The organism is Streptomyces sp. 8N616 (genome assembly GCF_052246385.1).
Taxonomy (GTDB): Bacteria; Actinomycetota; Actinomycetes; order Streptomycetales; family Streptomycetaceae; genus Streptomyces.
On sequence record NZ_JBQQBY010000032.1, the window covers coordinates 21,401 to 42,274 of the forward strand.

General features: G+C 73.6%; 17 protein-coding genes. 2 read left to right on the forward strand and 15 right to left on the reverse strand.

Annotation, left to right across the window (positions count from 1 at the left end; translation table 11 throughout):
* Positions 1–46 precede the first annotated feature (46 nt).
* Both ACTWQC_RS26190 and ACTWQC_RS26195 read left to right on the forward strand, forming a co-directional pair.
* Positions 47–1,018 carry an ATP-binding cassette domain-containing protein gene (locus ACTWQC_RS26190; RefSeq protein ID WP_443318258.1) on the forward strand — a complete coding sequence of 324 codons (972 nt, stop codon included), beginning with the start codon at positions 47–49 and terminating at the stop codon, positions 1,016–1,018.
* The gene (locus tag ACTWQC_RS26195) at positions 1,015–2,661 is read left to right on the forward strand and encodes an ABC transporter permease (protein ID WP_443318259.1); all 1,647 of its coding nucleotides are present in this window, start codon (positions 1,015–1,017) and stop codon (positions 2,659–2,661) included. The genes ACTWQC_RS26190 and ACTWQC_RS26195 overlap by 4 nt, the downstream gene beginning before the upstream one ends.
* A 112-nt stretch (positions 2,662–2,773) precedes the next feature.
* Here the strand turns inward: ACTWQC_RS26195 and ACTWQC_RS26200 are convergent, their stop codons facing one another.
* From ACTWQC_RS26200 to ACTWQC_RS26270, 15 genes are all read right to left on the reverse strand, one after another.
* A complete protein-coding gene (locus tag ACTWQC_RS26200; RefSeq protein WP_443318260.1) occupies positions 2,774–4,072 on the reverse strand; it encodes a cytochrome P450 in 1,299 nt (432 codons plus the stop codon).
* Positions 4,073–4,157: 85 nt separating this feature from the next.
* Positions 4,158–4,826, reverse strand: coding sequence for a response regulator (locus ACTWQC_RS26205; protein ID WP_443318261.1), 669 nt, complete (start codon positions 4,824–4,826; stop codon positions 4,158–4,160).
* Complete coding sequence (locus ACTWQC_RS26210) at positions 4,823–6,277, reverse strand: histidine kinase (protein ID WP_443318262.1); 1,455 nt, start codon at positions 6,275–6,277, stop codon at positions 4,823–4,825. The genes ACTWQC_RS26205 and ACTWQC_RS26210 overlap by 4 nt, the downstream gene beginning before the upstream one ends.
* A gap of 239 nt (positions 6,278–6,516) precedes the next feature.
* The gene (locus ACTWQC_RS26215; protein WP_443318263.1) at positions 6,517–7,554 is read right to left on the reverse strand and encodes an alpha/beta hydrolase; all 1,038 of its coding nucleotides are present in this window, start codon (positions 7,552–7,554) and stop codon (positions 6,517–6,519) included.
* A gap of 456 nt (positions 7,555–8,010) precedes the next feature.
* Positions 8,011–9,372: a kynureninase gene (kynU, locus tag ACTWQC_RS26220; protein ID WP_443318264.1), complete on the reverse strand. Its 1,362-nt coding sequence runs from the start codon at positions 9,370–9,372 to the stop codon at positions 8,011–8,013.
* Positions 9,365–10,327: a tryptophan 2,3-dioxygenase family protein gene (locus ACTWQC_RS26225; RefSeq protein ID WP_443318265.1), complete on the reverse strand. Its 963-nt coding sequence runs from the start codon at positions 10,325–10,327 to the stop codon at positions 9,365–9,367. Before ACTWQC_RS26225 ends, kynU begins: the two co-directional genes overlap by 8 nt.
* A 219-nt stretch (positions 10,328–10,546) precedes the next feature.
* A complete protein-coding gene (locus tag ACTWQC_RS26230; protein WP_443318266.1) occupies positions 10,547–10,960 on the reverse strand; it encodes a DUF3151 domain-containing protein in 414 nt (137 codons plus the stop codon).
* A gap of 607 nt (positions 10,961–11,567) precedes the next feature.
* On the reverse strand, positions 11,568–13,013 hold the full coding sequence (locus tag ACTWQC_RS26235; RefSeq protein ID WP_443318314.1) for an MFS transporter: 1,446 nt from the start codon (positions 13,011–13,013) through the stop codon (positions 11,568–11,570).
* 730 nt (positions 13,014–13,743) lie between these two features.
* Complete coding sequence (gene fbaA / locus ACTWQC_RS26240; protein ID WP_443318267.1) at positions 13,744–14,766, reverse strand: class II fructose-bisphosphate aldolase; 1,023 nt, start codon at positions 14,764–14,766, stop codon at positions 13,744–13,746.
* Between the two features lie 222 nt (positions 14,767–14,988).
* Positions 14,989–15,528: an orotate phosphoribosyltransferase gene (pyrE, locus tag ACTWQC_RS26245; RefSeq protein WP_443318268.1), complete on the reverse strand. Its 540-nt coding sequence runs from the start codon at positions 15,526–15,528 to the stop codon at positions 14,989–14,991.
* Between the two features lie 91 nt (positions 15,529–15,619).
* Positions 15,620–16,444 (reverse strand): aldose epimerase family protein, encoded by an 825-nt coding sequence (locus ACTWQC_RS26250; protein ID WP_443318269.1) that lies wholly within the window; start codon positions 16,442–16,444, stop codon positions 15,620–15,622.
* A 33-nt stretch (positions 16,445–16,477) separates the two neighbouring features.
* On the reverse strand, positions 16,478–17,539 hold the full coding sequence (locus ACTWQC_RS26255) for an SRPBCC domain-containing protein (protein WP_443318270.1): 1,062 nt from the start codon (positions 17,537–17,539) through the stop codon (positions 16,478–16,480).
* Positions 17,540–17,776: 237 nt separating this feature from the next.
* The gene (locus ACTWQC_RS26260) at positions 17,777–18,442 is read right to left on the reverse strand and encodes a hypothetical protein (RefSeq protein WP_443318271.1); all 666 of its coding nucleotides are present in this window, start codon (positions 18,440–18,442) and stop codon (positions 17,777–17,779) included.
* 37 nt (positions 18,443–18,479) lie between these two features.
* A complete protein-coding gene (locus ACTWQC_RS26265; protein WP_443318272.1) occupies positions 18,480–20,054 on the reverse strand; it encodes a polyamine aminopropyltransferase in 1,575 nt (524 codons plus the stop codon).
* Between the two features lie 81 nt (positions 20,055–20,135).
* Positions 20,136–20,678, reverse strand: coding sequence for a DUF2617 family protein (locus tag ACTWQC_RS26270; protein WP_443318273.1), 543 nt, complete (start codon positions 20,676–20,678; stop codon positions 20,136–20,138).
* Between the last annotated feature and the right edge of the window lie 196 nt (positions 20,679–20,874).

A 20,874-nucleotide genomic window follows, 5' to 3' on the forward strand; every position in this document is an offset into this window, starting at 1 on the left:
TCCCCCAATCTTCACAAGTTTCTGAAATCAGCGTACGTTCTGAAGCATGACGAAGGCGATCACCGTATCCGGCCTCCACAAGTCCTTCGGCCGCACCCACGCGCTGGACGGCCTCGACCTCGGCGTCGAAGCCGGCGAGGTCCACGGCTTCCTGGGCCCCAACGGCGCCGGGAAGTCCACCACCATCCGCATCCTCCTCGGCCTCCTCCGGGCCGACCGCGGAGCCGCCCAGCTGCTGGGCATGGACCCCTGGCGCGACGCGGTCGAACTGCACCGCCGCGTTGCGTACGTCCCCGGCGACGTGACCCTGTGGCGCAACCTCTCAGGCGGCGAGGTCATCGACCTCTACGGGCGCCTTCGCGGCGGGCTGGACAGGACCCGCCGCGCCGAGCTGCTCGAGCGCTTCGAGCTCGACCCGACCAAAAAGGGACGCACGTACTCCAAGGGCAACCGCCAGAAGGTCGCCCTGGTCGCCGCCTTCGCCTCCGACGTCGACCTGCTCATCCTCGACGAGCCGACCTCCGGCCTCGACCCGCTGATGGAGGAGGTCTTCCAGGGCTGCGTCGATGAGGAGCGCGAGCGCGGCCGTACGGTCCTGCTCTCCAGCCATATGCTCAGCGAGGTCGAGGCGCTCTGCGACCGGGTCAGCATCATCCGCAAGGGCGTGACCGTCGAGACCGGATCGCTGGCCGACCTGCGGCACTTGACCCGTACGTCCGTGAGCGCCGAGCTGGCAGGCGCCCCCAACGGCCTGTCCCGGCTCCCGGGCGTCCACGATCTCGCCATCCACCCGATTCAGGGGGACCGGGGCAAGCGCGTCCGGCTGCAGGTCGATACCGACAAGCTCGACGCCGTGCTGCGGCAGCTCAGCGAGTCCGGGGTGCGCAGTCTGACCAGCACCCCGCCCACCCTGGAGGAGCTGTTCCTCCGTCACTACCAGGACGACGTCCGCGCGGACACGAACAGGGCGGAACCCGCGGAAGGGGCGCAAGCCACGGAAGGGGCGGTGTCCCGATGACCGCCGTGGCCGAAGCGGGCATCGCGCCCCGCGGCGCGGGCGGCGCGCACAACCTGGCGGGCACCGGCGCGCTGCTGCGGCTCGCGCTGCGCCGCGACCGGGTGATGCTGCCGGTCTGGGTCCTCGCCCTGACCGTCTCCGTCGTCAGCTCCGCGAACTCCTTCAGGACGCTCTACGACACCGCAGCCGAACGGGCCGACCTGGCGCGCTCGGTGACCACCACCGGCTCGCTCCGCGCACTGTACGGGCCGATGTTCAGCGACTCCCTCGGCGGCATCGTCGGCTGGCGCATGGTCCCCTTCGTCAGCGTGCTCGCCGCGGTCATGAGCCTGATCGTCGTGGTCCGGCACACCCGCGAGGAGGAGGAGACCGGCCGCCAGGAGCTGCTCTCCTCCGCCATCGTGGGCCGCCGGGCACCGCTCACCTCGGCGCTGCTCGCGGGCCTCACCGCCAACGGCCTGGTCGCCCTCTTCGTCGCCCTCGGGCTGCGCGGCCTCGGCCTGCCGGGCGGCGGCGCACTGGCCCTCGGCCTGACCCTGGCCGGTGTGGGCCTGTGCTTCGCGGGCATCGCGGCCGTCACCGCGCAGCTCACCGAGAGCGCACGGCTCGCCAAGGGCCTGGCGGGCGCGGCCATCGGCCTGGCCTTTCTGCTCCGCGCGGCCGGTGACGCGGCGACCACCGACGCGTCGTCCCCGCTCAACTGGCTCTCCCCCATCGGCTGGGCCGAGAACGTCCGCCCCTTCGCCGGCGACCGCTGGTGGGCGGTGCTCCTGCTGTACGCCGCCGCGGCGGCGACTGCAGGGGCCGCGTACGTCCTGGCGGGGCGGCGCGACATCGGCGCGAGCTTCCTGCCCGCCCGCCCGGGAGTCCCGTTCGCACCGGGCTACCTCAGCAGCGCGTACGGCCTCGCCTGGCGGCTGCAGCGCGGCACGCTGCTCGGCTGGTCGCTCGGCTTCGCCGTCTCTGGCGTGGTCTTCGGCGGCATGACCGACGGCGTGGCCGACCTGGTCGGCGGCAACGAGGACACCCGCGAGATCTTCGAGCGGATGGGCGGCCAGGAGGGCCTCACCGACGCCTTCCTCGCCTCGATGACCGGCATGCTCGGCATGGTCGCCGCGATCTACGCGGTGGGCTGTGTGCTGCGGATGCGCGGCGAGGAGACGGGCGAGCGCGCGGAACCGGTCCTCTCGGGCGCGGTGAGCCGGTTCCACTGGGCCGCGAGCCACCTGGTCTTCGCCTTCGCGGGCTCGGCGGTCGTGATGCTCGTCGGCGGGCTCGGGATGGGCATCGGCTACGGCATCGCGGCCGAGGACGTCGGCGGGCAGCTGCCGCCGGTGCTGGGCGCGGCCCTCGCGCAGCTGCCCGCGGTGTGGGCGCCGGCCGCGGTGGCGGCACTGCTCTTCGGCGCCTTCCCGAAGGCGTCGGTGGCGGCCTGGGCGGCGGTCGGGACCTGCCTGGCGATCGGGTGGATCGGCCCCGCGCTGAAGCTGCCGCAGCCGGTCATGAACATCTCGCCCTTCGGGCACCTGCCGAAGCTGCCGGGCGGCGAGTTCACGGCGGCGCCCTACGGGTGGCTGCTGGTGCTCACCGCGCTCCTGACGGCCGCGGGCGTGGCGGTCTTCCGCCGCCGCGACCTGAACTGACGCCACCCGGGCATTGCGCGCCCGGAATTCCCGCCGAAGGCTCGAGACGGCCTGGCAGGGACCGCCGACGAGCTGGTCGTCGAGGTCTGATCTCCATGACCGCTCGTCGGGGTCAGACCTCGACGACCAGCTCCTCCAGCCCCCGGATCACATACCCCGGCTTCCACCGCGGCTCCGCCGCGAGCCGCAGGCCGGGCGCCCGTCGGAGCAGCGCCCCGAAGGAGGCCGCGAGCTCGATCCGGGCGAGCGGCGCGCCCAGGCAGTAATGGATGCCGCCGCCGAAGGTGATGTGCGGGTTGTCCGCGCGGGTGAGGTCCAGGCGGTCGGGGTCCGTGAAGCGGGCGGGGTCACGGTTCGCGGAACCGAAGAGCAGCGCCACCTCCGAGCCGCGCGGGATCGTCGTGCCGGAGGCGCGCGAATCGGACCCGGCTGCACCGACCTCGATGTCGTCCAGCACCCAGCGCTCGAACATCTGCAGCGGGGTGTCGTACCGCATCAGCTCCTCGATGGCGCGGGGGAGCAGCGCCGCCGGGGCGGCGCGGAGCCAGGACAGCTGCTCGGGGTGGCGGAAGAGCGTCAGCCAGCTGTTGGCCGTGGTGTTGACCGTCGCCTCGTGGCCGGCGTTCAGCAGCAGCACACAGGTGGAGATCATCTCCTGCTCGCTGAGCCGCTCGCCCGCCTGTCGCCCACCGCCACCCTTCCAACGAGGCGCTTCGCGCCCCACCCCTTGATCGTCGTACGCCGCGATCAGCGCGCTGACCAGGTCCTCGCCTGGCGACTTCCGGCGTTCGGCGATCAACTCACGGAGGTAGGCGGAGAATTCGACGGAGGCCTGGACCGCCCTGCGAGCCGTCTCCTCGCCCGGATTCATCTCGAACATCGCGACCATGTCCGCCGACCAGGGCCGCAGCAGCCGCCGGTCCTCGCGCGGCACCCCGAGCATCTCGGCGATCACCGCGACCGGCAGCGGCTCCGCGAGCCCCGCGATCAGGTCCCCGCCGCCCGCCTCGCACAGGTCCTCGACCAGCTCCCCCGCCAGCCGCTCCACCGTCGGCGTCAGCCGCTGCACCGTGCGCGCCGTGAAGGCCTTCGAGATCAGGCGGCGGATACGGGTGTGGTCGGGCGGCTCGAGCTCCAGCAGGCCGTATGCGTTGAGGACATGGAACGGCTCGTGCTCGGGCGGCGGCGGGGTGCGCCCGAACTCCTCGTGCGTGAAGCGGTGCAGATACGTGCGGCCGAGGCGGCGGTCGCGCAGCAGCGCGCTGACGTCGGCGTGGTGCGGGATCAGCCACTGGCCGGTGCGCTCGAACCAGTGCGCGCGCCCGGCCGCCCGGAGCTGCGCGTACGCGGGGTAGGGGTCCGCGACGAATGCGGGGGACCACGGATCGAACCACGAAACCGCTGGATTCATGCGCAGACGCTACCGCCGAGGGCTCCGGGCGTACTCCCCGCGAGCCCCCGCGAGCCCCCGGCCCCATGCGGCCCGGCACCCTCCGTCATCCGCCCGGGGTCACGAGCCCGATCTCGTACGCGAACACCGCCGCCTGAGTGCGGTCCCGCAGGCCCAGCTTCACGAGGACGCGGCTCACATGGGTCTTCACGGTCGCCTCGCTCACGACGAGACGGGCGGCGATCTCGCCGTTCGACAGGCCCTGCGCGATCAGGGCCAGCACCTCCGTCTCGCGCTCGGTCAGCGCCTCGATCCGGTCCATGCGCGGGGCGCGGGGTGCGCCGAGCCGGGTGAACTCGGACAGCAGCCGCTTGGTGACCGTCGGCGCGAGCAGCGCCTCGCCCGCCGCCACGATGCGCACGGCGTCGGCGAGCTGGCGGGCGGAGGCGTCCTTGAGGAGGAAGCCCGACGCACCGGCGCGCAGGGCCTCGTAGACGTACTCGTCGAGGTCGAAGGTGGTGAGGATGAGGACTCGGGCGCCTTCGCCTTCCTCCCGGTCGGCGGCGATCTTGCGGGTGGCCTCGAGGCCGTTCATGCCGGGCATCCGGATGTCCATCAGGACGACGTCCGGGCGCAGTTCCGCGACCTGGGCGACCGCCTCGCGGCCGTCCAGGGCCTCGCCGACCACCTCGATGTCCGGCTGGGCGCCCAGCAGTACGGAGAAACCCTCGCGGACCATCAGCTGGTCGTCCGCGATCAGCACGCGGATCGTCATGCGGACTCCTCGTGGGCGGCAGGTCGATCGGTCGGCCGGTCGGCGGGCTGGTCGGTCGGCCGGTCGGCGGGCCGGTCGGTCTGCCGGTCGGCGGGCCGGTCGGCGGGCCGGTCGGCGGGCCGGTCGGCGGGCCGGTCGGCGGGCCGGTCGGCGGGCCGGTCGGCGGGCTGGTCGACCGGGAGGAAGGCCGCGACCTCGTAGCCGCCGTCCGTCGTGGGCCCGGCCGTCAGCTCGCCGCCGAGCATCGACGCCCGCTCGCGCATGCCCATCACGCCGTGGCCCATGCCGGGGGAGGGCTGGACGGCCTCGGTCGGGGGCGTGTTGACGATGCGCAGGCCGAGGCCGGTGAGGACGTAACTCACCTCGACGCGGACCTGCGAACCGGGGGCGTGGCGCAGCGCGTTGCTCAGCGCCTCCTGGATGATCCGGTACGCCGACAGCTCCACGCCCTGCGGCAGGGGCCGCTCGGCGCCGGTGCGCGCGATGCGGACGTCCAGGCCCACGGCCCGTACGCCGTCAACGAGTTCGTCCAGCCGGGACAGGTCGGGCTGCGGGGCGTCGGGGATGCCGTCGGCCTCGGGGCTCTCGAAACGCAGGACGCCGAGCACGCGGCGCAGTTCGGCCAGCGCCTCCACCGCGCTCCCGCGGATCGTGGCGAAGCTCTTTGTCAGCTCCTCGGGCGGGTCGGTCACGCGGTACGGGGCCGCCTCCGCCTGGATCGCGATCACCGACATGTGGTGCGCGACGACATCGTGCAGCTCACGGGCGATCCGGGCGCGCTCCTCCAGCAGCGTGTGCTGGCCGCGCACGTCGGCCACCAGCGTCTCCTGCTCGACGACCTTGCCGCGGGCGAGCCACCAGCCGCGTACGGCGACGGCGATGGCGAGGGTGAATCCGGAGAAGACCGCAAGACCGGGGACGAATTCGCCGCTGTTGATGCTGCCGAGGACGGCCTGCACCGTGCCGACGACGATCAGCGAGATCAGCCACATCTCGGCAGCCACCCTTGGCTTCGACCGCAGCGTCACCAGGATCATCACGGTCAGGTGCGTGACGGCGTCCGCGCCCGGCCACCCCCCGGCGAAGGCGGTGACGGTGGTGATGGCGAGCGACAGCCACCACGCGCCCACGGGCCGGAAGAGAACCACGAACAACGGGACGATGTGGACGGCCGCGACCACCATCGCGATCAGGTCGCCGAACGGCGACCAGCTGCTGGACGTGGCGACATCGACCAGCCACAACAACAGCGCCCACGCGCCCACGGCGGCATGCGGCAGCCAGCGCCCGCCGAGCCGCTCGATCCGCGGCCAGCGGGCGAACCGCTCGGCGCGCAGCGGCGGCAGAGGCCGGAAGGCCCACGGTGACTGCAGCAGATCCTCGCGCAGGGCCTGCCAGGCGGCGCGGGCTATGCGGGACTCGGTCCACGTGGGTGTCGTCGTCTCGTTCACGCGAAGAACGCTACGCATGGGGCGGGGCCACGTCGTCACCGGTGCAGCCGACTTTTCGGTGTCCTTCTCAGGGATGACTCGGGGGACGGCGGGTGTGCTGAGCGGGCGGGCTCGGTGAGTGTGCTCGGCGAGTGTTGCTCGGCGGGCGTGTGCGGCGGGCGTGTGCGGCGGGCGTGTGCGGCGGGCGTGTGCGGCGGGCGTGTGCGGCGGGCGAGCTCAGCGGACGTGTTTGGGCGGACTCAGCGGGCGAGCCGCCCGATCTCCTCGGTGACGGTACGGGCTTCGGGCCGCGCCGGATCGATGAGCGGAAAGTGCCCGGCCCCGTCGAGGACCACGAGCCGCACCGGCTCACCCGCCCGCTCCGCCGCACTGGCGAAAGCACGCGCGACCTGCGGCGGGACGTCGTTGTCAGTGGCGCCCTGCACGATGGTGGTGGCGATGCCGGTGGGCAGCAGAGCGGCGGGGTCGGCGTACGGCTGCCGCGCCGCGTACTCCCCCGGCCCGCCGAGGAACTGCACGACGGCGTCGGAGCACGCACCGAGCGCCCGGGCGGACGCAAAGTCCGCGAGGGGGGCGAGGGCGACGACGCCGCGGACGGGGGGAGGCGATGTCCGATGCCAGGGGGACCCGACGGGCTGCCGATGCCGCGCGGCGGCCCACAACGCCAAGTGCCCACCGGCGGAATGCCCGACGAGCACAACGCACGCGGTATCGACGCGGCCCCAACCCGCCCGCACCTGGTCCGGGCGGGCATGCCGGGAGACTTGGGCGGCTTCGGCGGCCTCGGTGGTGGTCAAGGCGTGGATGGACTCGGGGATTCGGTCGATGGCGACTGCCACATCGTCCAGCGTCTCGGGCCACCGGCCGGCGGACGGAGCGGTCTGGTCCGCTCGCCGAACGGCCGCGACGTCCGGGGGAGCCCCGGTTCCGCTGCTCCGCAGCGAGTCGGCAGAGGAGGCGCGGCCGCCCCCCGGCAAGGGCGCCGACTCGGCCGCCTGGTGCATCTCTTGGTGGAGGTCCGATGCCTCGTCGGCCGGGCCGCGGCGGTATTCCACCGAGGCGACGGCGAAGCCGTGCGCCGCCAGGTGGGCGGCGAAGGGCGAGATGTGCTGCCGGTCGTACGGGGCGCGCCAGGCGCCGCCGTGGAGCACGACGACGAGCGGGGCAGGTCCTTCACCGACGCGCGGCGCGTAGAAGTCGACGAGCTGGTCGGGGTGTTCGCCGTACGCCACGGTGGCGTCCGCGGGCACGGGCGGGAGCGACATCACAGCCGCCATCTCCGCGTCATCCGGACCCTGTTGGCCACCTGCGGCTGCCGCGCTGTGCTCGGCGTAGCCGGCCTGGGCAGCGTGGCCGGCCTGGGCGGCGTGGCCGGCCTGGGCAGCGTGGCCGGTCTTTCCGGTCCGGGCGGTCCGGCCGCTCGGGGCGGTCAGCCCAGTTCGAGCGGTTCTGGCGGTTCGAGCGGTTCTGGCCGTTCGGGCGGTTCGGGCGGAGCCTTCGGCTGGGCGATCTTGCCCAGAATCCGGCAGTTGCTGACCGGCAGATTCAGCAGCTGCGCCCATCGGCTCCGCTGCGCCCGCGTCCGATGCGCCCGGACCGGCGGGCCGCAGGTCCGGCGCGGACGGCCCGGCGGCCCCGGCGCCGGGACCGGCTTCGGCGCGGCCGTCCGCGCCCACCCGCCCTTCGCGGGGCGGGTGGGCGGGGAGACCCGGTGCGTCCGGTACCGGCACGGGTCAGGCACCCCCGTCCTCGGCGAGGACGTCCGCCAGCACCCGTGCCGCCCGCTCCGCGTCCGCGAAGGTCGTATAGAGCGGGGTGAAGCCGAAGCGCAGGACGTCCGGGTGGCGGAAGTCGCCCACGACGCCGCGGGCGATCAGTTCGCGCATCACCTCGCCCGCCCCTGCACAGCGCAGAGCGACCTGGCTGCCGCGCTCCGCGTGCGCCGCCGGAGTAACGGACTCGACCCGGCCGAGCGGCACGTACCGCCCCACGCACCGCAGGAAGAAGTCCGTCAGCGCCAGGCTCTTGTCCCGCACCGCCTCGATCGGGACGCCGTCCCAGACCTCGAGCGCCGCCTCGAGAGCGAGCATCGACAGGATGTCGGGCGTGCCGACGCGGCCGCGAACGGCGCCGTCCGCCGGGGTGTAGGAGGGCGCCATGCCGAAGGGGTCGGCGTGCGAGTTCCAGCCGGGGAGCGGGGAGTCGAAGCGCGGCTGCAGGTCTCTGCGCACGTAGAGATACGCCGGTGCGCCAGGTCCTCCGTTGAGGTACTTGTACGTGCAGCCGACCGCGAAGTCGGCCTCGTGCGCGTCGAGTCCGACCGGCAGCGCGCCCGCGCTGTGGCACAGGTCCCACACCACCAGCGCCCCGGCCTCGTGCACGGCCGCCGTCGTGCCGGGCAGGTCGTGGAGCCGCCCGGTGCGGTAGTCGACGTGGTTGACGAGCGCGACGGCGGTGCGCGGCCCGACCGCGTCCGGCACGGCGCCGGGCTCGACGGCCCGGATGCGGCAGCCGGTGAGCCGGGCGGCGGACTCGGCGATGTAGCCGTCGGTGGGGAAGGTCGAGGCGTCCACCAGCACCTCGTCGCGCTTCTCGGCGCCCCCCGCGACGCGCCCCTCTGCGCGTCCCTCCACGCGCCCCTCCGCGCGTACGTCGCCCGCCATCCGGACGGCCGCGACAACGGCCTTGAAGACGTTGACGCTCGTCGAGTCCCCGACGACCACCTGCCCGGCCGCGGCCCCGATGAGCGGGGCGATCCGGTCGCCGATCCGCTCGGGTGCGGCCCACCAGCCGCTCTCCTCCCAGGAGCGGATGCGCAGGCGGCCCCACTCGCGCTCGATGACGTCGGCCATCCGCGCCGTCACGGCGCGGGGCAGTGCGCCCAGCGAGTTGCCGTCCAGATACGTGACGCCGTCGTCGAGCGCGAAGCGGTCGCGCACCGTGGCGAGTTCGTCCGCGGCGTCGCGCCGCGCGGCCTCGGCCTCAAGGGACTCCGCGCGAGGCTCGGAGCGGGGTGCAGAGCCGGCCTCGGAGCGAGCCTCGAAGCAGGGTCCGGAGGAGGTCTCGGCGTAGGGCTCGGAGTGGGCATCAGACATGGCTGCGCGCCGTCCACAGCTCGGGAAAGACGTACTTCTGCGCCCGCTTCTCCAGCCAGGCCACCCCCGCCGAGCCGCCGGTCCCGGCCTTGGCGCCCATGGCCCGCCGCGTCGCGACGAGGTGGTCGTTGCGCCAGCGCCACACCAGCTCGGCGACCTCGGTCAGCGCCTCGCCGAGCTGGACCAGCTCGGCGTCCTGCGGCCCGGAGTAGATCTCCTGCCAGGCGCGCTCGACGGCCGGGTCGGGCTGGTGGCGGTGGCCCGGGTCGCGTTCCAGGACTGCGGCCGGGATGCCGTACCCGCGGCGGGCGAGCAGCCACAGCACCTCGTCGTAGAGGCTCGGCTCGGTGAGCGCCTTCTCGAGCTCGGCGTGGACGCGCGGCGCGCCCCGGTGCGGGACGAGCATCGACGCGGACTTCTCGCCGAGCAGAAACTCCATCCGGCGGTACATCGCGGACTGGAAGCCGGAGCCCTCGCCGAGGGCGCTGCGATAGGAGTTGAACTGCGCGGGGGTGAGGTGCGCGAGGGGCTTCCAGGAAGCGTTGAGCGACTCCAGCTCGTAGGTGGAGCGCCGGAGTGCGGCCATCGCGACCGGCAGGTCGTCCTGGCGCAGCGCCTCGGCCGCGGTCCGCCACTCGTGGACGATCACGGTGAACCACAGCTCCATGACCTGGGTGGTGACCAGGAAGACCATCTCGCCGGGGTCGTCGGAGAGCGGGTGCTGGAGGTGGGTGAGGACGTCCGCCTGGACGTAGTCCTCGTAGGGGGTCGTGCCCGCGAAGTCCAGATTCGGGGTGCAAGGACTGGCTTCGGACCCGGTCTCCGGTCCGGCTTCGGCACCGGCTTCGGCACCGGTTTCGGGGCCGGCTCCGGGGTCGGCCCCGGGGCCGACTTCGGTACCCGTTACGGGACTCGCTTCCGGACCGGTTCTGCGCGCGTCGGGCTGTTGCGACATCGCTGTCTCCTCGTACGAGCTACCGGGTAGCGGTCCGCTCCTTCCTCTCGGCATCGGAGCCCCGGTCCCCTCGTCGATCCGGATTCGCCGCATCGACGAGGGCATCATCCGTGGCACCCGCGCGGTACGGCAAGGGCCCGCCTGGGCGATTACCGCAGGCGGGCCCTTGGGCCGGCCGCCCGGGTACCACCGCGGGTACCCGCGCGCCCGGCCGCGTGATCAGGAGAGAGTGTCGGCGGCCGTCGGGGACGAGTCGCGCAGGAAGGTGGTGCAGCGCTCGTACTCGTCCTGCTCACCGATGACCTGTGCGGCGCGCGCGAGGGCGTGCAGCGCCCGCAGGAAGCCGCGGTTCGGCTCGTGCTCCCACGGCACCGGGCCGTGTCCCTTCCAGCCGCTGCGGCGCAGCGCGTCCAGCCCGCGGTGGTAGCCGGTACGGGCGTACGCGTACGACTCGACGACCCGACCGGCCTCGAACGCGTCGTCGGCGAGCTGCGCCCAGGCCAGAGAGGAGGCCGGGTACTTCGCCGCCACGTCGGCCGGCGCTGCGCCTGAGGCGAGCAGGTCGCGCGGCTCGGGGTCGTCGGGGAGGTGGGTCGGGGGCGGGCCCCCGAGGAGGTCTTCGTGAATGGCCATGCCCCCAAGTTTGCCGGATCGGCCGACCCGGATGCCGCTCCCGCGTGCCCAGCCGCGACGGCGTGCGCTCGAGCGGACGCCACCCTGCCGACCACCAACCGCGCAGGCCCCCAGCACAGGCCCGGCGACCACGGCCGGCCACCGACGGCGGCCGGTCGAGCAGGTACCGCCCTGCCGCGCCCACCACGCCGGCGTCCCCACTCAGCCACACGGATCGAGGCCACCACCCGGCGGCTGCGCTCGGCCAGGTGCCCGGACCCCTGCTGCGGCCACGGACCCCGGGCGCCCCGCGCCCGACAATCCCCACCCGCCCGCCCCTTTCAAGAGCGGGCAGTCGGATCAGCGCGCCGCGAACGCGAAGCCTCCACCCCGGGAATTCCGACCCACGCGCCCCTTCCCAAGGAGCAGGCAGTCGGCAGACCTTCCGGGTCCGCGACGCCTACCTCAGCCCGTCGGGGCCGTGCGGTCCCGATCTCGTACCTGCAGGTCACGCTGCTGGACCGAGACTGGACCGACAACGGAAGGCCGTCACGCGCGACGAGGCGCCGGACCCGCCGGGGCGGGCCCTGCCGGCACCCAAGGCCTGGGGTCGCCGGCCACGCGTGCCCTAGGCGCCCACCGTGCCCGGCGCCGGGGTGGGGCGGGGTTCGCCGGGGTCGAGCGGGGGTGCGGCGACCGCACAGTGGGTGCGGCACTCCGCGCGGCAGACCTGCGGTTCGCCCGGCGCCGCAGGCGCCAGGACATCGGACCGTACGGCCAGCCACGCGATCAGCGCCCCCACCACCAGCACCCCGGCACAGATCGTCATCGCCCGCTCAAAGGTCTGGTCGAACTCCGTCGCCGACCGGTACGCCTCCGGGCCCGTCCCCGCGAGCAGCGGCAGCGCCGCCACCGCGATCAGCCCGCCCGCGCGCGCCACCGCGTTGTTGACGCCGCTCGCGAGCCCCGCGCGCTCCACGACGACCGACGCCAGCACGGTCGAGGTCAGCGGCGCGACCAGCAGCACCATGCCGAAGCCCTGGACCAGCAGCGCGGGCAGCACATCGGCCCAGTACGAGGAGCCGGGCCCGGCCCGCAGCATCAGCAGCATCCCGCACGCGCACAGCAGCGGCCCCGCGGTGAGCGGAATGCGCGGCCCGATCCGCTGCCCCAGCTCCCCGGAGCGCGCGGACAGCAGCAGCATCAGCAGGGTCGTGGGCAGCAGCGCCGTTCCGGCGGCGAGCGCCGAGTACCCGAGGACGACCTGCAGCTGGAGCACGGACAGGAAGAAGAACCCGCCGAAGGCGGCGTACACGCAGAAGGTCACCGCGTTGACGGCTGTGAACTGGCGTGACGCGAAGATCTGCGGCGGCACCATCGGGTCGGCGCGCCGTCGCTCCATCCGTACGAAAACGGCGCCGAGCAGCAGCCCGGCGACTGCCGCGCCGATGATGACCGGGGAGGCGCCCTGCTCGGGCGCGTCGATCAGGGCGTACGTGATCGCGCCGAGCGCCAGCGCGCCGACCGCAGCACCAGCCACGTCGAACCGCCCGTGCGCCTGCGGATCGCGCGTCTCTGGGACGTGCCGCATCGCCACGGGCACGCAGATGGCGGCCAACGGCACGTTCAGCAGGAAGACCCAGCGCCAGCCGGGCCCGTCGACCAGCCAGCCACCGACGAACGGTCCGACCGCCGCTGCGACCCCGCCGAGCCCGGACCACGCGCCGACCGCCCGCGCCCGGTCATCGGGGTGGAACGTCGACTGGATCAGGGCGAGCGAGCCGGGCGTGAGCAGCGCACCGCCGATGCCCTGGAGGGCGCGCGCGGCGATCAGCATGACGGCGTTGGGCGCGAGCCCGCACGCCAGAGACGCCAGCGCGAACCAGACGATCCCTACGACGAAGACCCGGCGCCGGCCGAACCGGTCGCCGAGCGCACCGCCGAGCAGGATCAGCCCGGCGAGGGTGAGCAAGTAGGCGTTGACGGTCCACTGCAGGACCGCCAGGTCGGCGTTGAGATCGGCGCCGATACGGGGGAGGGCGACGTTGACGACCGTGCTGTCGAGCAGGGCCATACCGGAGCCGAGGACGGTGGTCAGCACCACCCAGCGCCCGGTCGCCTCGGACAGCCGGATCGTCCCGGCCCGCCCCGGCACGGTCGCGAGCGGCCCCGCCACCAGGGGCTCCTCCGCCGCGGGCTCCTCCGCGCCGGCGGTCGGCCGGGGCTCCGGGCCCGGTCCGCCCGCCTCCGGCGGGTTTCGGGGACCGGGTTCCGGCCCGGCACGGGGCCGCTCGCGGCCGGGCTCGCTCGCCGCGCCGCGCGAGGAGTCGCTCATACCTGGATCATCCTCGCCTCACCCCAACGAGGCCACCCCGCCCCCCACACCGCGCCCAGCCGCCCAAACCGCGACCCGGCCGCCCCCAGCGACGGCCACCCGCGCCGAGCAGGACGCCCACAACACATCCACCCCGGCCGCTCAACACCACCCAACACGCCGGGCCCGGCACCCCGCATGAGGTGCCGGGCCCAACAGGCGAACCCCGCGATCAACGGCGCGGTCGGCGCCGACGCGCGGAGCGCGTCACTTCAGCTTCATGCCGTGGAACGGAGGTCCGCGCGCCGACCCGCCCGCTCAACACCACGCAACGCACTGGGCCCGGCACCCCATATGAGGTGCCGGGCCCAGCAGAGGAACCCCACGGTCAGCGGCCCAATCGGCCCCTGCGCCTGCGGCGGGCACCGCTGGCGCCCCCCGTGCCCGGCCCGGAGGCCGACCGCCCCCGACATACGACGCGCGAAGCGCGTTACTTCAGCTTCGTGCCCGTGGAGCGGAGGTCCGCGCAGGCCTTCGTCACGCGCACGGCCATGCCCGCCTCCGCCTGCTTGCCCCAGCTGCGCGGGTCGTACATCTTCTTGTTGCCGACCTCGCCGTCGACCTTCAGCACGCCGTCGTAGTTGCGGAACATGTGGTCCGCGACCGGCCGCGAGAACGCGTACTGCGTGTCCGTGTCGAGGTTCATCTTCACGACGCCGTTCTCCAGCGCCGTACGGATCTCCTCCTCCGTGGAGCCCGAGCCGCCGTGGAAGACGAAGTCGAACGGGTCGGCCTTGCCGTACTTCGCCGCGATGCCGTCCTGGAGTTCGCGCAGCAGGTCGGGGCGGAGCACGACGTTGCCCGGCTTGTAGACGCCGTGGACGTTGCCGAAGGACGCGGCCAGCAGGTAGCGGCCCTTCTCGCCCAGGCCCAGCGCCTCGGCGGTCCGCTCGGCGTCGGAGACGGTCGTGTAGAGCTCGTCGTTGATCTCGTGCGAGACGCCGTCCTCCTCGCCGCCGGTCGGGGTGATCTCGACCTCGAGGATGATCTTGGCCTTGGCGGCCTCGGCGAGCAGCTCCTGCGCAATGGCCAGGTTCTCGTCGAGCTTCTCGGCGGAGCCGTCCCACATGTGGGACTGGAAGAGCGGGTTCTGGCCGCCGGCCACGCGCTCCTGCGAGATGGCGAGCAGCGGCCGTACGTACCCGTCGAGCTTGTCCTTCGGGCAGTGGTCGGTGTGCAGCGCGACGTTCACCGGGTACTTCTTGGCGACGATGTGCGCGAACTCGGCCAGCGCGACCGCGCCGGAGACCATGTCCTTGCTGTACTGGCCACCCAGGAACTCCGCGCCACCCGTGGAGATCTGGATGATGCCGTCGCTCTCCGCCTCGGCGAAGCCGCGGAGCGCCGCGTGCAGCGTCTGGGTCGAGGTCACATTGATGGCCGGGTAGGCGAACTTGCCTGCCTTCGCCCGGTCGAGCATCTCGTTGTAGACCTCGGGGGTTGCGATGGGCATCTGTCCGCTCCTTGTGATGTGCGGGGTTTCCGGATAGTGGCCCTGACCTAGGGGGCGACGTCATCGTCGGCCCCATCTTCCCAGACGCGGACGATTGGTCCACCCGGCCCGGCCTCGAACCGCCGCGAAACCGCCCCGGCAGACGCACCGAGGGGTGGAGAGTTTCACGTGAAACTCTCCACCCCTCGGGAAACCTGCAGGTCAGAAGCGTGACCGACCGACTCAGCCGAGGCCCAGGTCCACCAGCCCGTACGCCTGGTAGTACGGAAGCCCGGCCTCCGCAATCGCGGGCGCGGCGCCCCGCTCGACGATCACCGCGACGGCGACGACCTCGGCGCCCGCCTCGCGCGCCGACTCGACGGCGGTCAGCGGCGAGCCGCCCGTCGTCGACGTGTCCTCGACGACCAGGACCCGGCGGCCCTTGATGTCCGGGCCCTCGATACGGCGCTGCATGCCGTGCGTCTTCTGCGCCTTCCGTACGACGAAGGCGTCGAGCTTGCGGCCGCGCGCGGCGGCGGCGTGCAGCATCGCGGCCGCAACCGGGTCCGCGCCGAGCGTCAGCCCGCCCACGGCGTCGTAGTCCACGTCGGCCGTGGTGTCCAGCATCACCTGGCCGACGAGCGGCGCGGCCTCCGCGTCGAGGGTGATCCGGCGGAGGTCGATGTAGTAGTCGGCCTCAAGCCCGGACGAGAGGGTCACCTTGCCGTGGACCACGGCCTTGTCCTTGATCTGCTGCAGCAGGGCGTCACGCGCATCGCTCATGCCCCTGAGCCTAAGCGGTCCACGGACCCCGGTGCTCCGGCCCCGGCGCTCCGCCCCCCGCCCCCCAGCAACCCCGCCCCGGCGCTCCGCGCTACAGCCTGCGCCAGCTCCAGGTTGTCGAGACCTCCAGCGGATCGACGGGGGTCACCAGGCGCGGCAGCGTGTTCAGGCCGTTCGGCGGTCCTGACTGCGGCTCGACGCACACCGCCTCGGCCTGCTCGTCGTAGACGACGACCCACTCGGCGCGGCTGGTGACCTTCAGCTCCAGCTGCCCGGGCCAGGTGAGGGTGACGTCCACCCCGTCCGGCATGCCGAAGCAATCGTCCCACGGCCCGGGCTGCGGCTCGATACGGCGGCCGGTCGGCAGGTGGTCGTCCCCGCGCTCCTCCTGCCACGCGGGCGTGAAGGCGATCTCGACATCGGCGCCGCCGCCCCCCAGATTCCGCAGAAACCAGGGGTGCCAGCCCGCCTGCGCGGGAAAGGAGTCGTCGATCGTCTCGATCCCCATGGTGAGGGTCAGGGAGTCCTCGGCGAGCTCGACGAGCTGGGTGACCCGGCCCGCGTACGGCCACGGGTCGGCGAGGTCGTACGTGCAGACGGCGGAGGCCTTCTCGGTCCGGGCCGTGCGCCAGGCGGTGTCGCGGCCGGTGCCGTGAATCGCGTGCGGCGGGTTGTTCACGGGCAGCTGGTGCTGCACGGCGCCGTCGAGGAACCGACCGTGGTCGACCCGGCCGCACCACGGCACCATCGGGAACGCGCCGTACTTCGCGCCCTGCCGCAGCAGCTCCGTACCGCCGATGCGCAGCGAACCGATCCGGCAGCCGAGGGCGGGGAGAAGGGTCAACTCGGCTTCGCCGGCCTCGAGTCGGATGCCTCGGGTGCCGGAGCCGGTGTCCGTCGTGTCCTGGGTGCTCACACCCCTGACCCTAGCCGCGGGCGGTGGCGGTGGTCAGCGACGGCGGCGCAGGATACGGCTGACGACGACGGCGGAGGCGATGAGCGCGGCCGCGGCGGGTGCGGCCCAGCGGAGGGGGACGGTGGTGGCGGTGGCCTCGGGGGCGGGGACCGGGGCGTACCGGCCGCGCGGGGGCGCGTGGTCGACCTCCTCGGCGCTGCGGCCGATCATCGTGCGGCGGGCGTGCGCGGCCTCGGCGGGCGGCTCGGCGCCGATCCCGCCGTCGAGCTCCTCGTCCAGCCCGCCGTCGAGCGATTCGTCGAAGCCGCCGGCCGCGGTGTCGCCCTCCGGGCCGCCGTCCACCTCGTCGTCGGCGAGGCCGAGCTCGTCGTCCGTGCCGGAGTGCGGGTCCAGCGACGGGGGCGGCACCTCGGTCTCGAAGACGGACGCCGACTCGGGCCGCTCGGGCCCGGGGCCCGGCCCCGTGTCCGCGCCGCCTTCGGCGCCTTCCGCCCCTTCCGCCTCCGGTGCGGCGGCCTCCGCAGAGGTGGTAGAGGTGGTGTCGCCCGGCCGGTCGTTCTTCGGTTTCTCCGGCGACGGGATCCCGGGGATGACGCGCTGATTGTCGTCCTCCGGGTCGCCCGTGCCGATGGGCGCCGATTCGAGGCCCGAGGCCAGCTCCGCGGCGAAACGGTCCAGCAGACGGCGCCCTGCCGTCGCGGCCGCCGTTTCGCCCAGGTCGGCGAGGCGGCCCTCACTACGTACCGTCCCGGTGCACGCCAGCCGCGACCCGCCGTCCGCCGCGGACAGCCGTACGTTCATCGCGACCTTCACGGAGCCGCTGCCGCGCGCCTCCGTCCCCTCGCCTTCCACCGCGAGGTCGCCGCCGTCCTGCTCGGTGATACGGAGGCGGCCGCGATAGGTGATGGTCGAGCTGCCGATGCGCAGCCGCAGCCGGCCCGCGAGAGCGACGGGCCCCGCGAGGGCGTCCGGCGCGTCCGACGACTCGTCGGAATCCCTCTGGAAGCCCGGGATGCAGCGGGAGACGCGTGCGGGATCGGCGAGGGCCTGCCGCACGGTGTCGGCGGAGAACGGAACGAACACCTCATGCTCCATGGGGACCGAGCCTACCCAGCCATCCCCGTCCGGCACCCTCATCCGTCCGACATCTGCCCGACGACTTCCGTTCGCATCCGCCACGCGACTTCCGCCTTCCCGTCCGCCCTCTCGTACGTACCGTGCGCCCCGCACGCTCAGCCGCCCGCATGGATCCTGTCCACACGCGGCGGAGCCGCACATCGTCCGCAGCCGGTGAGGCCGGGCCGTAAGACCTGCCGGGAAGTCGGGTACGCCCTAGCCGTCCGCCCCGGACGTCTGGACGTTGCCCGTGGTCGCATCGAGGATCACCTCGCGGCCCGCGTCGTCGTCGCCGGCACCGGGCGTGGTCTGGGTGACCTGCCAGACGATCCTGCCGTCGGAGCGGGTGTCGATCTCCAGGGAGTCCAGCTCCGACGGCCGGTAAGCGTAGGCGAGGCGTACGGCCTGCTGGGCGGTCGTCTTCGAGAACCGCAGCTTGGCGACGTCGTCGTCGGGCGTCAGATCGCGGTGCCTGCTGAGGAGCTTCGAGCCGTCCCCGGAGACCGTCACCTCGTACTCGTCCGCGTACTCGTCGTTGCGCTTGGACGCGACGACGACCTCCCAGATCCGTTCGCCCCGTGCGTCGCGCTCCCCCTCCACCTCGAAGGACGCGCCGCGCGGCACGGCCAGGTCGGCGGTGTTCAGCGCCCTGATGGCGGTCAGCACCGACTCCGGCGTGGCCTCCGGGGCGGGCATCGTGCGCGGGGCGCGGTCCGCCCTGCGGTCCCACGCGCGCGGAGCGGAATCGCCGCCGGAGTCGGAGGTGCCGGAGCTCGCGCAGCCCGTGAGGACGGCCGCGGCCGCCGCGACGGCTACGGCGGCCGCGGCGGCCGGCCCGATCGCGCCGCCGTGAAAGCGGTCGTACGTCCGGATTGCTGGCATGTGTCGCATGCCACCCGTTTCTACACCCGACGGGCCGTCAGTCCAGGTACCGCGGGTGCATCAGCGTGGACGCGGGCAGCCCGGTCACCCGCTCGCGCTCCGCGGCCCGCCCCGCCGCCCGCAGCGAGGCCGCGGTCAGCGAGCGCAGCCGGGGTCCGTGGCGTGCCAACTCCAGCCGCACCGGCCGCTGTCCCGCCGACGCCATGACGAATCCCCGGCCCCGCGGCCCCGCCGTCCAATAGGGCGCCGTCCGCAGGCCCGCGGACCGCAGCGTCGCGTCCACCGTCCAGAAGACGCGCGGCCGTACGGACGTCCGCCCCGCGTGGACGGCGAACCGGCCGTCCGGGACCATGACGCGCCGGACCAGCCCGTAGAACTCCTGCGAATAGAGCTTCGTGCTCGGCGTGAGGTCCGGATCGGGCAGATCGGAGAGCACCGCCTCGTACGGGCCCTGTCCCTGGCGCACCGCCTCCCGCAGCCAGTCGAAGGGGTCGGCCGCCACCACCCGCACCCGCCGGTCGCCGAAGGCGTCCCCGTTCAGCGCGGAGAGACCCGGGTCGGTGCGGGCGAGCCGGACCAGCTCCGGGTCGGGTTCGACGAGCGTCACCGCGGCGACGTCCGGGTGGCGCAGCACCTCGCGCAGCGCGATCCCGTCGCCGCCGCCGAGCACCAGGATCCGGCGGTGGGGTCCGGCCATCGCCGGGTGGACCAGCGCCTCGTGGCAGCGGAGCGCGTCGCGGCCGCTGACCCGCAGCCGGCCGTCGACGAAGACGGACCGCCCGGCTCCCCCGGTGACGACGACCTCCTGCACCCCCGTCCCCACGGCCACGCGCACGTCCGCCCCGTACACCGCGCGCCGCGCCGCACGCTCGAAGGGTTCGGTGAGGACCGTCCCGGCAGCGAGCAGCGCCAGCACGAGCACGTTGGCGCCGAGCAGCAGCCACCGCGCCCGTACGGTCAGGTCGCGGCGGAACAGCCAGAGCACCACCGCGCCGCCCGCCAGCGCGTTCACCGCGCCCGTCAGCAGCGCGCCGCGCGGCTGCCCGAGGGCCGGCAGCAGCAGGAAGGGGAAGGCGAGACCGCCGGCCAGCGCGCCCACGTAGTCCGCCGCGAAGAGGTCGGCGACCGCGCCGCCCGCATCCTGCTTCCTGATCCGCTGAATGAGCGTCATCAGCAGCGGCACCTCCGCGCCGATGAGCACCCCGATGGCGGCGGAGAAGGCGACCATCACGGCGCGGGACTGGCCGAGCCAGGCGAACGCGGCGTACAACGCCATCGCCGACGAGCCGCCGACCAGCGCGAGCACCGCCTCGACACCTCCGAAGCCCGCGACGGGCCGGCACCGCAGCCGCTTGGCGAGCAGCGAGCCGACGCCCATCGCGGAGACCATCACGGACAGCACGACGGACGCCTGGGTGACGGAGTCGCCGGACAAGTACGAGGCGAGGGCGACGAGTTCGAGCTCGTAGACCAGTCCGCAGGCCGCGCAGACGAAGACCGCGGCCAGGACCAGGAAGCGGCCGAGGCCTGCCGGTACGGGGAGCGGCGCCGGGCCCTGCCGCTCCCGCGGCCGCACGGCTGGACGGACGCCGGCCACAGGCGGATCGATCATGCGAAGAACGCTACGTGAGGCGAATCGTCGGACATGTCACCCACACGGGTGCGATGGGGGCATGGGCTGCGGCCGCGCGCGCTACCCGTGCGCGGGCTTGTCCCGGCGTGTGCCCCGGCAGCCGTACCCGGCGACTTGCGTCCAGGTCGTGACGAGCCTCCCCTCCTGCGGATAGGAGTGCCAGGTCCGCCACCCCAACTGGCCCTCGCGGAACTGCGCCAGCATGGCGGTGAACGCGTACGGGCTGCCGGGGAAGGTCCCGGCGAGGCCGTACGGATGGTCGGCGACCAGCGCGAGCAGGTCCTGGGCGCGCCCGGCGAAGGAGGACTGCGAGAGGGTCTCCACGTGGGCCGCGAACTCGTACTCCCAGGCCCCGATGCGCTTGGCGACGCCCAGGGGCAGCGGGGTCGCGCTGCCGGGCATGCAGGCCACCGTCTCCGAGCACTGGCCGCGCTCCTCCTCGACGAGTACTTGGTGAGAGGCGCCGAGCAGCCTCAACTGAACGGTGGCGGACCCCAGTTGGAGCTTCATTTCGGCGAGGGCGGGCAGCGGCTCTCTGTTCAGCGCCCAGGCCAGGTCGGCGGCGCGGGTATCGGTGTATGCAGTCTTGAGGGTGGTGAGCATGGGTCGGCTCCGCAAACAGCACGCAGTGGAATCACGCAAGGAAAATGGGTGGGCCGGCCCGCCCCGGCAGAAGGGTGCGGGGGAGCAACGCTGGGCGGCTCGCGCCAGCGTGGGGTCCGGGGGGATACGAAATCATGAGATGCTCGGGGCCCACAGCGCTTTTACCCAACTTCGCCGGGTTTCCATCCTTCAGAGG

Excerpts from the sequence above, each read along its gene's own strand:
- ACTWQC_RS26190 (WP_443318258.1), top strand. The coding sequence starts at position 47 with ATGACGAAGGCGATCACCGTATCCGGCCTCCACAAGTCCTTCGGCCGC.
- ACTWQC_RS26195 (WP_443318259.1), top strand. The coding sequence starts at position 1,015 with ATGACCGCCGTGGCCGAAGCGGGCATCGCGCCCCGCGGCGCGGGCGGC.
- ACTWQC_RS26200 (WP_443318260.1), bottom strand. The coding sequence starts at position 4,072 with ATGAATCCAGCGGTTTCGTGGTTCGATCCGTGGTCCCCCGCATTCGTC.
- ACTWQC_RS26205 (WP_443318261.1), bottom strand. The coding sequence starts at position 4,826 with ATGACGATCCGCGTGCTGATCGCGGACGACCAGCTGATGGTCCGCGAG.
- ACTWQC_RS26215 (WP_443318263.1), bottom strand. The coding sequence starts at position 7,554 with ATGGCGGCTGTGATGTCGCTCCCGCCCGTGCCCGCGGACGCCACCGTG.
- kynU (WP_443318264.1), bottom strand. The coding sequence starts at position 9,372 with ATGTCTGATGCCCACTCCGAGCCCTACGCCGAGACCTCCTCCGGACCC.
- ACTWQC_RS26225 (WP_443318265.1), bottom strand. The coding sequence starts at position 10,327 with ATGTCGCAACAGCCCGACGCGCGCAGAACCGGTCCGGAAGCGAGTCCC.
- ACTWQC_RS26230 (WP_443318266.1), bottom strand. The coding sequence starts at position 10,960 with ATGGCCATTCACGAAGACCTCCTCGGGGGCCCGCCCCCGACCCACCTC.
- ACTWQC_RS26235 (WP_443318314.1), bottom strand. The coding sequence starts at position 13,013 with ATGGCCCTGCTCGACAGCACGGTCGTCAACGTCGCCCTCCCCCGTATC.
- fbaA (WP_443318267.1), bottom strand. The coding sequence starts at position 14,766 with ATGCCCATCGCAACCCCCGAGGTCTACAACGAGATGCTCGACCGGGCG.
- pyrE (WP_443318268.1), bottom strand. The coding sequence starts at position 15,528 with ATGAGCGATGCGCGTGACGCCCTGCTGCAGCAGATCAAGGACAAGGCC.
- ACTWQC_RS26255 (WP_443318270.1), bottom strand. The coding sequence starts at position 17,539 with ATGGAGCATGAGGTGTTCGTTCCGTTCTCCGCCGACACCGTGCGGCAG.
- ACTWQC_RS26260 (WP_443318271.1), bottom strand. The coding sequence starts at position 18,442 with ATGCCAGCAATCCGGACGTACGACCGCTTTCACGGCGGCGCGATCGGG.
- ACTWQC_RS26265 (WP_443318272.1), bottom strand. The coding sequence starts at position 20,054 with ATGATCGATCCGCCTGTGGCCGGCGTCCGTCCAGCCGTGCGGCCGCGG.
- ACTWQC_RS26270 (WP_443318273.1), bottom strand. The coding sequence starts at position 20,678 with ATGCTCACCACCCTCAAGACTGCATACACCGATACCCGCGCCGCCGAC.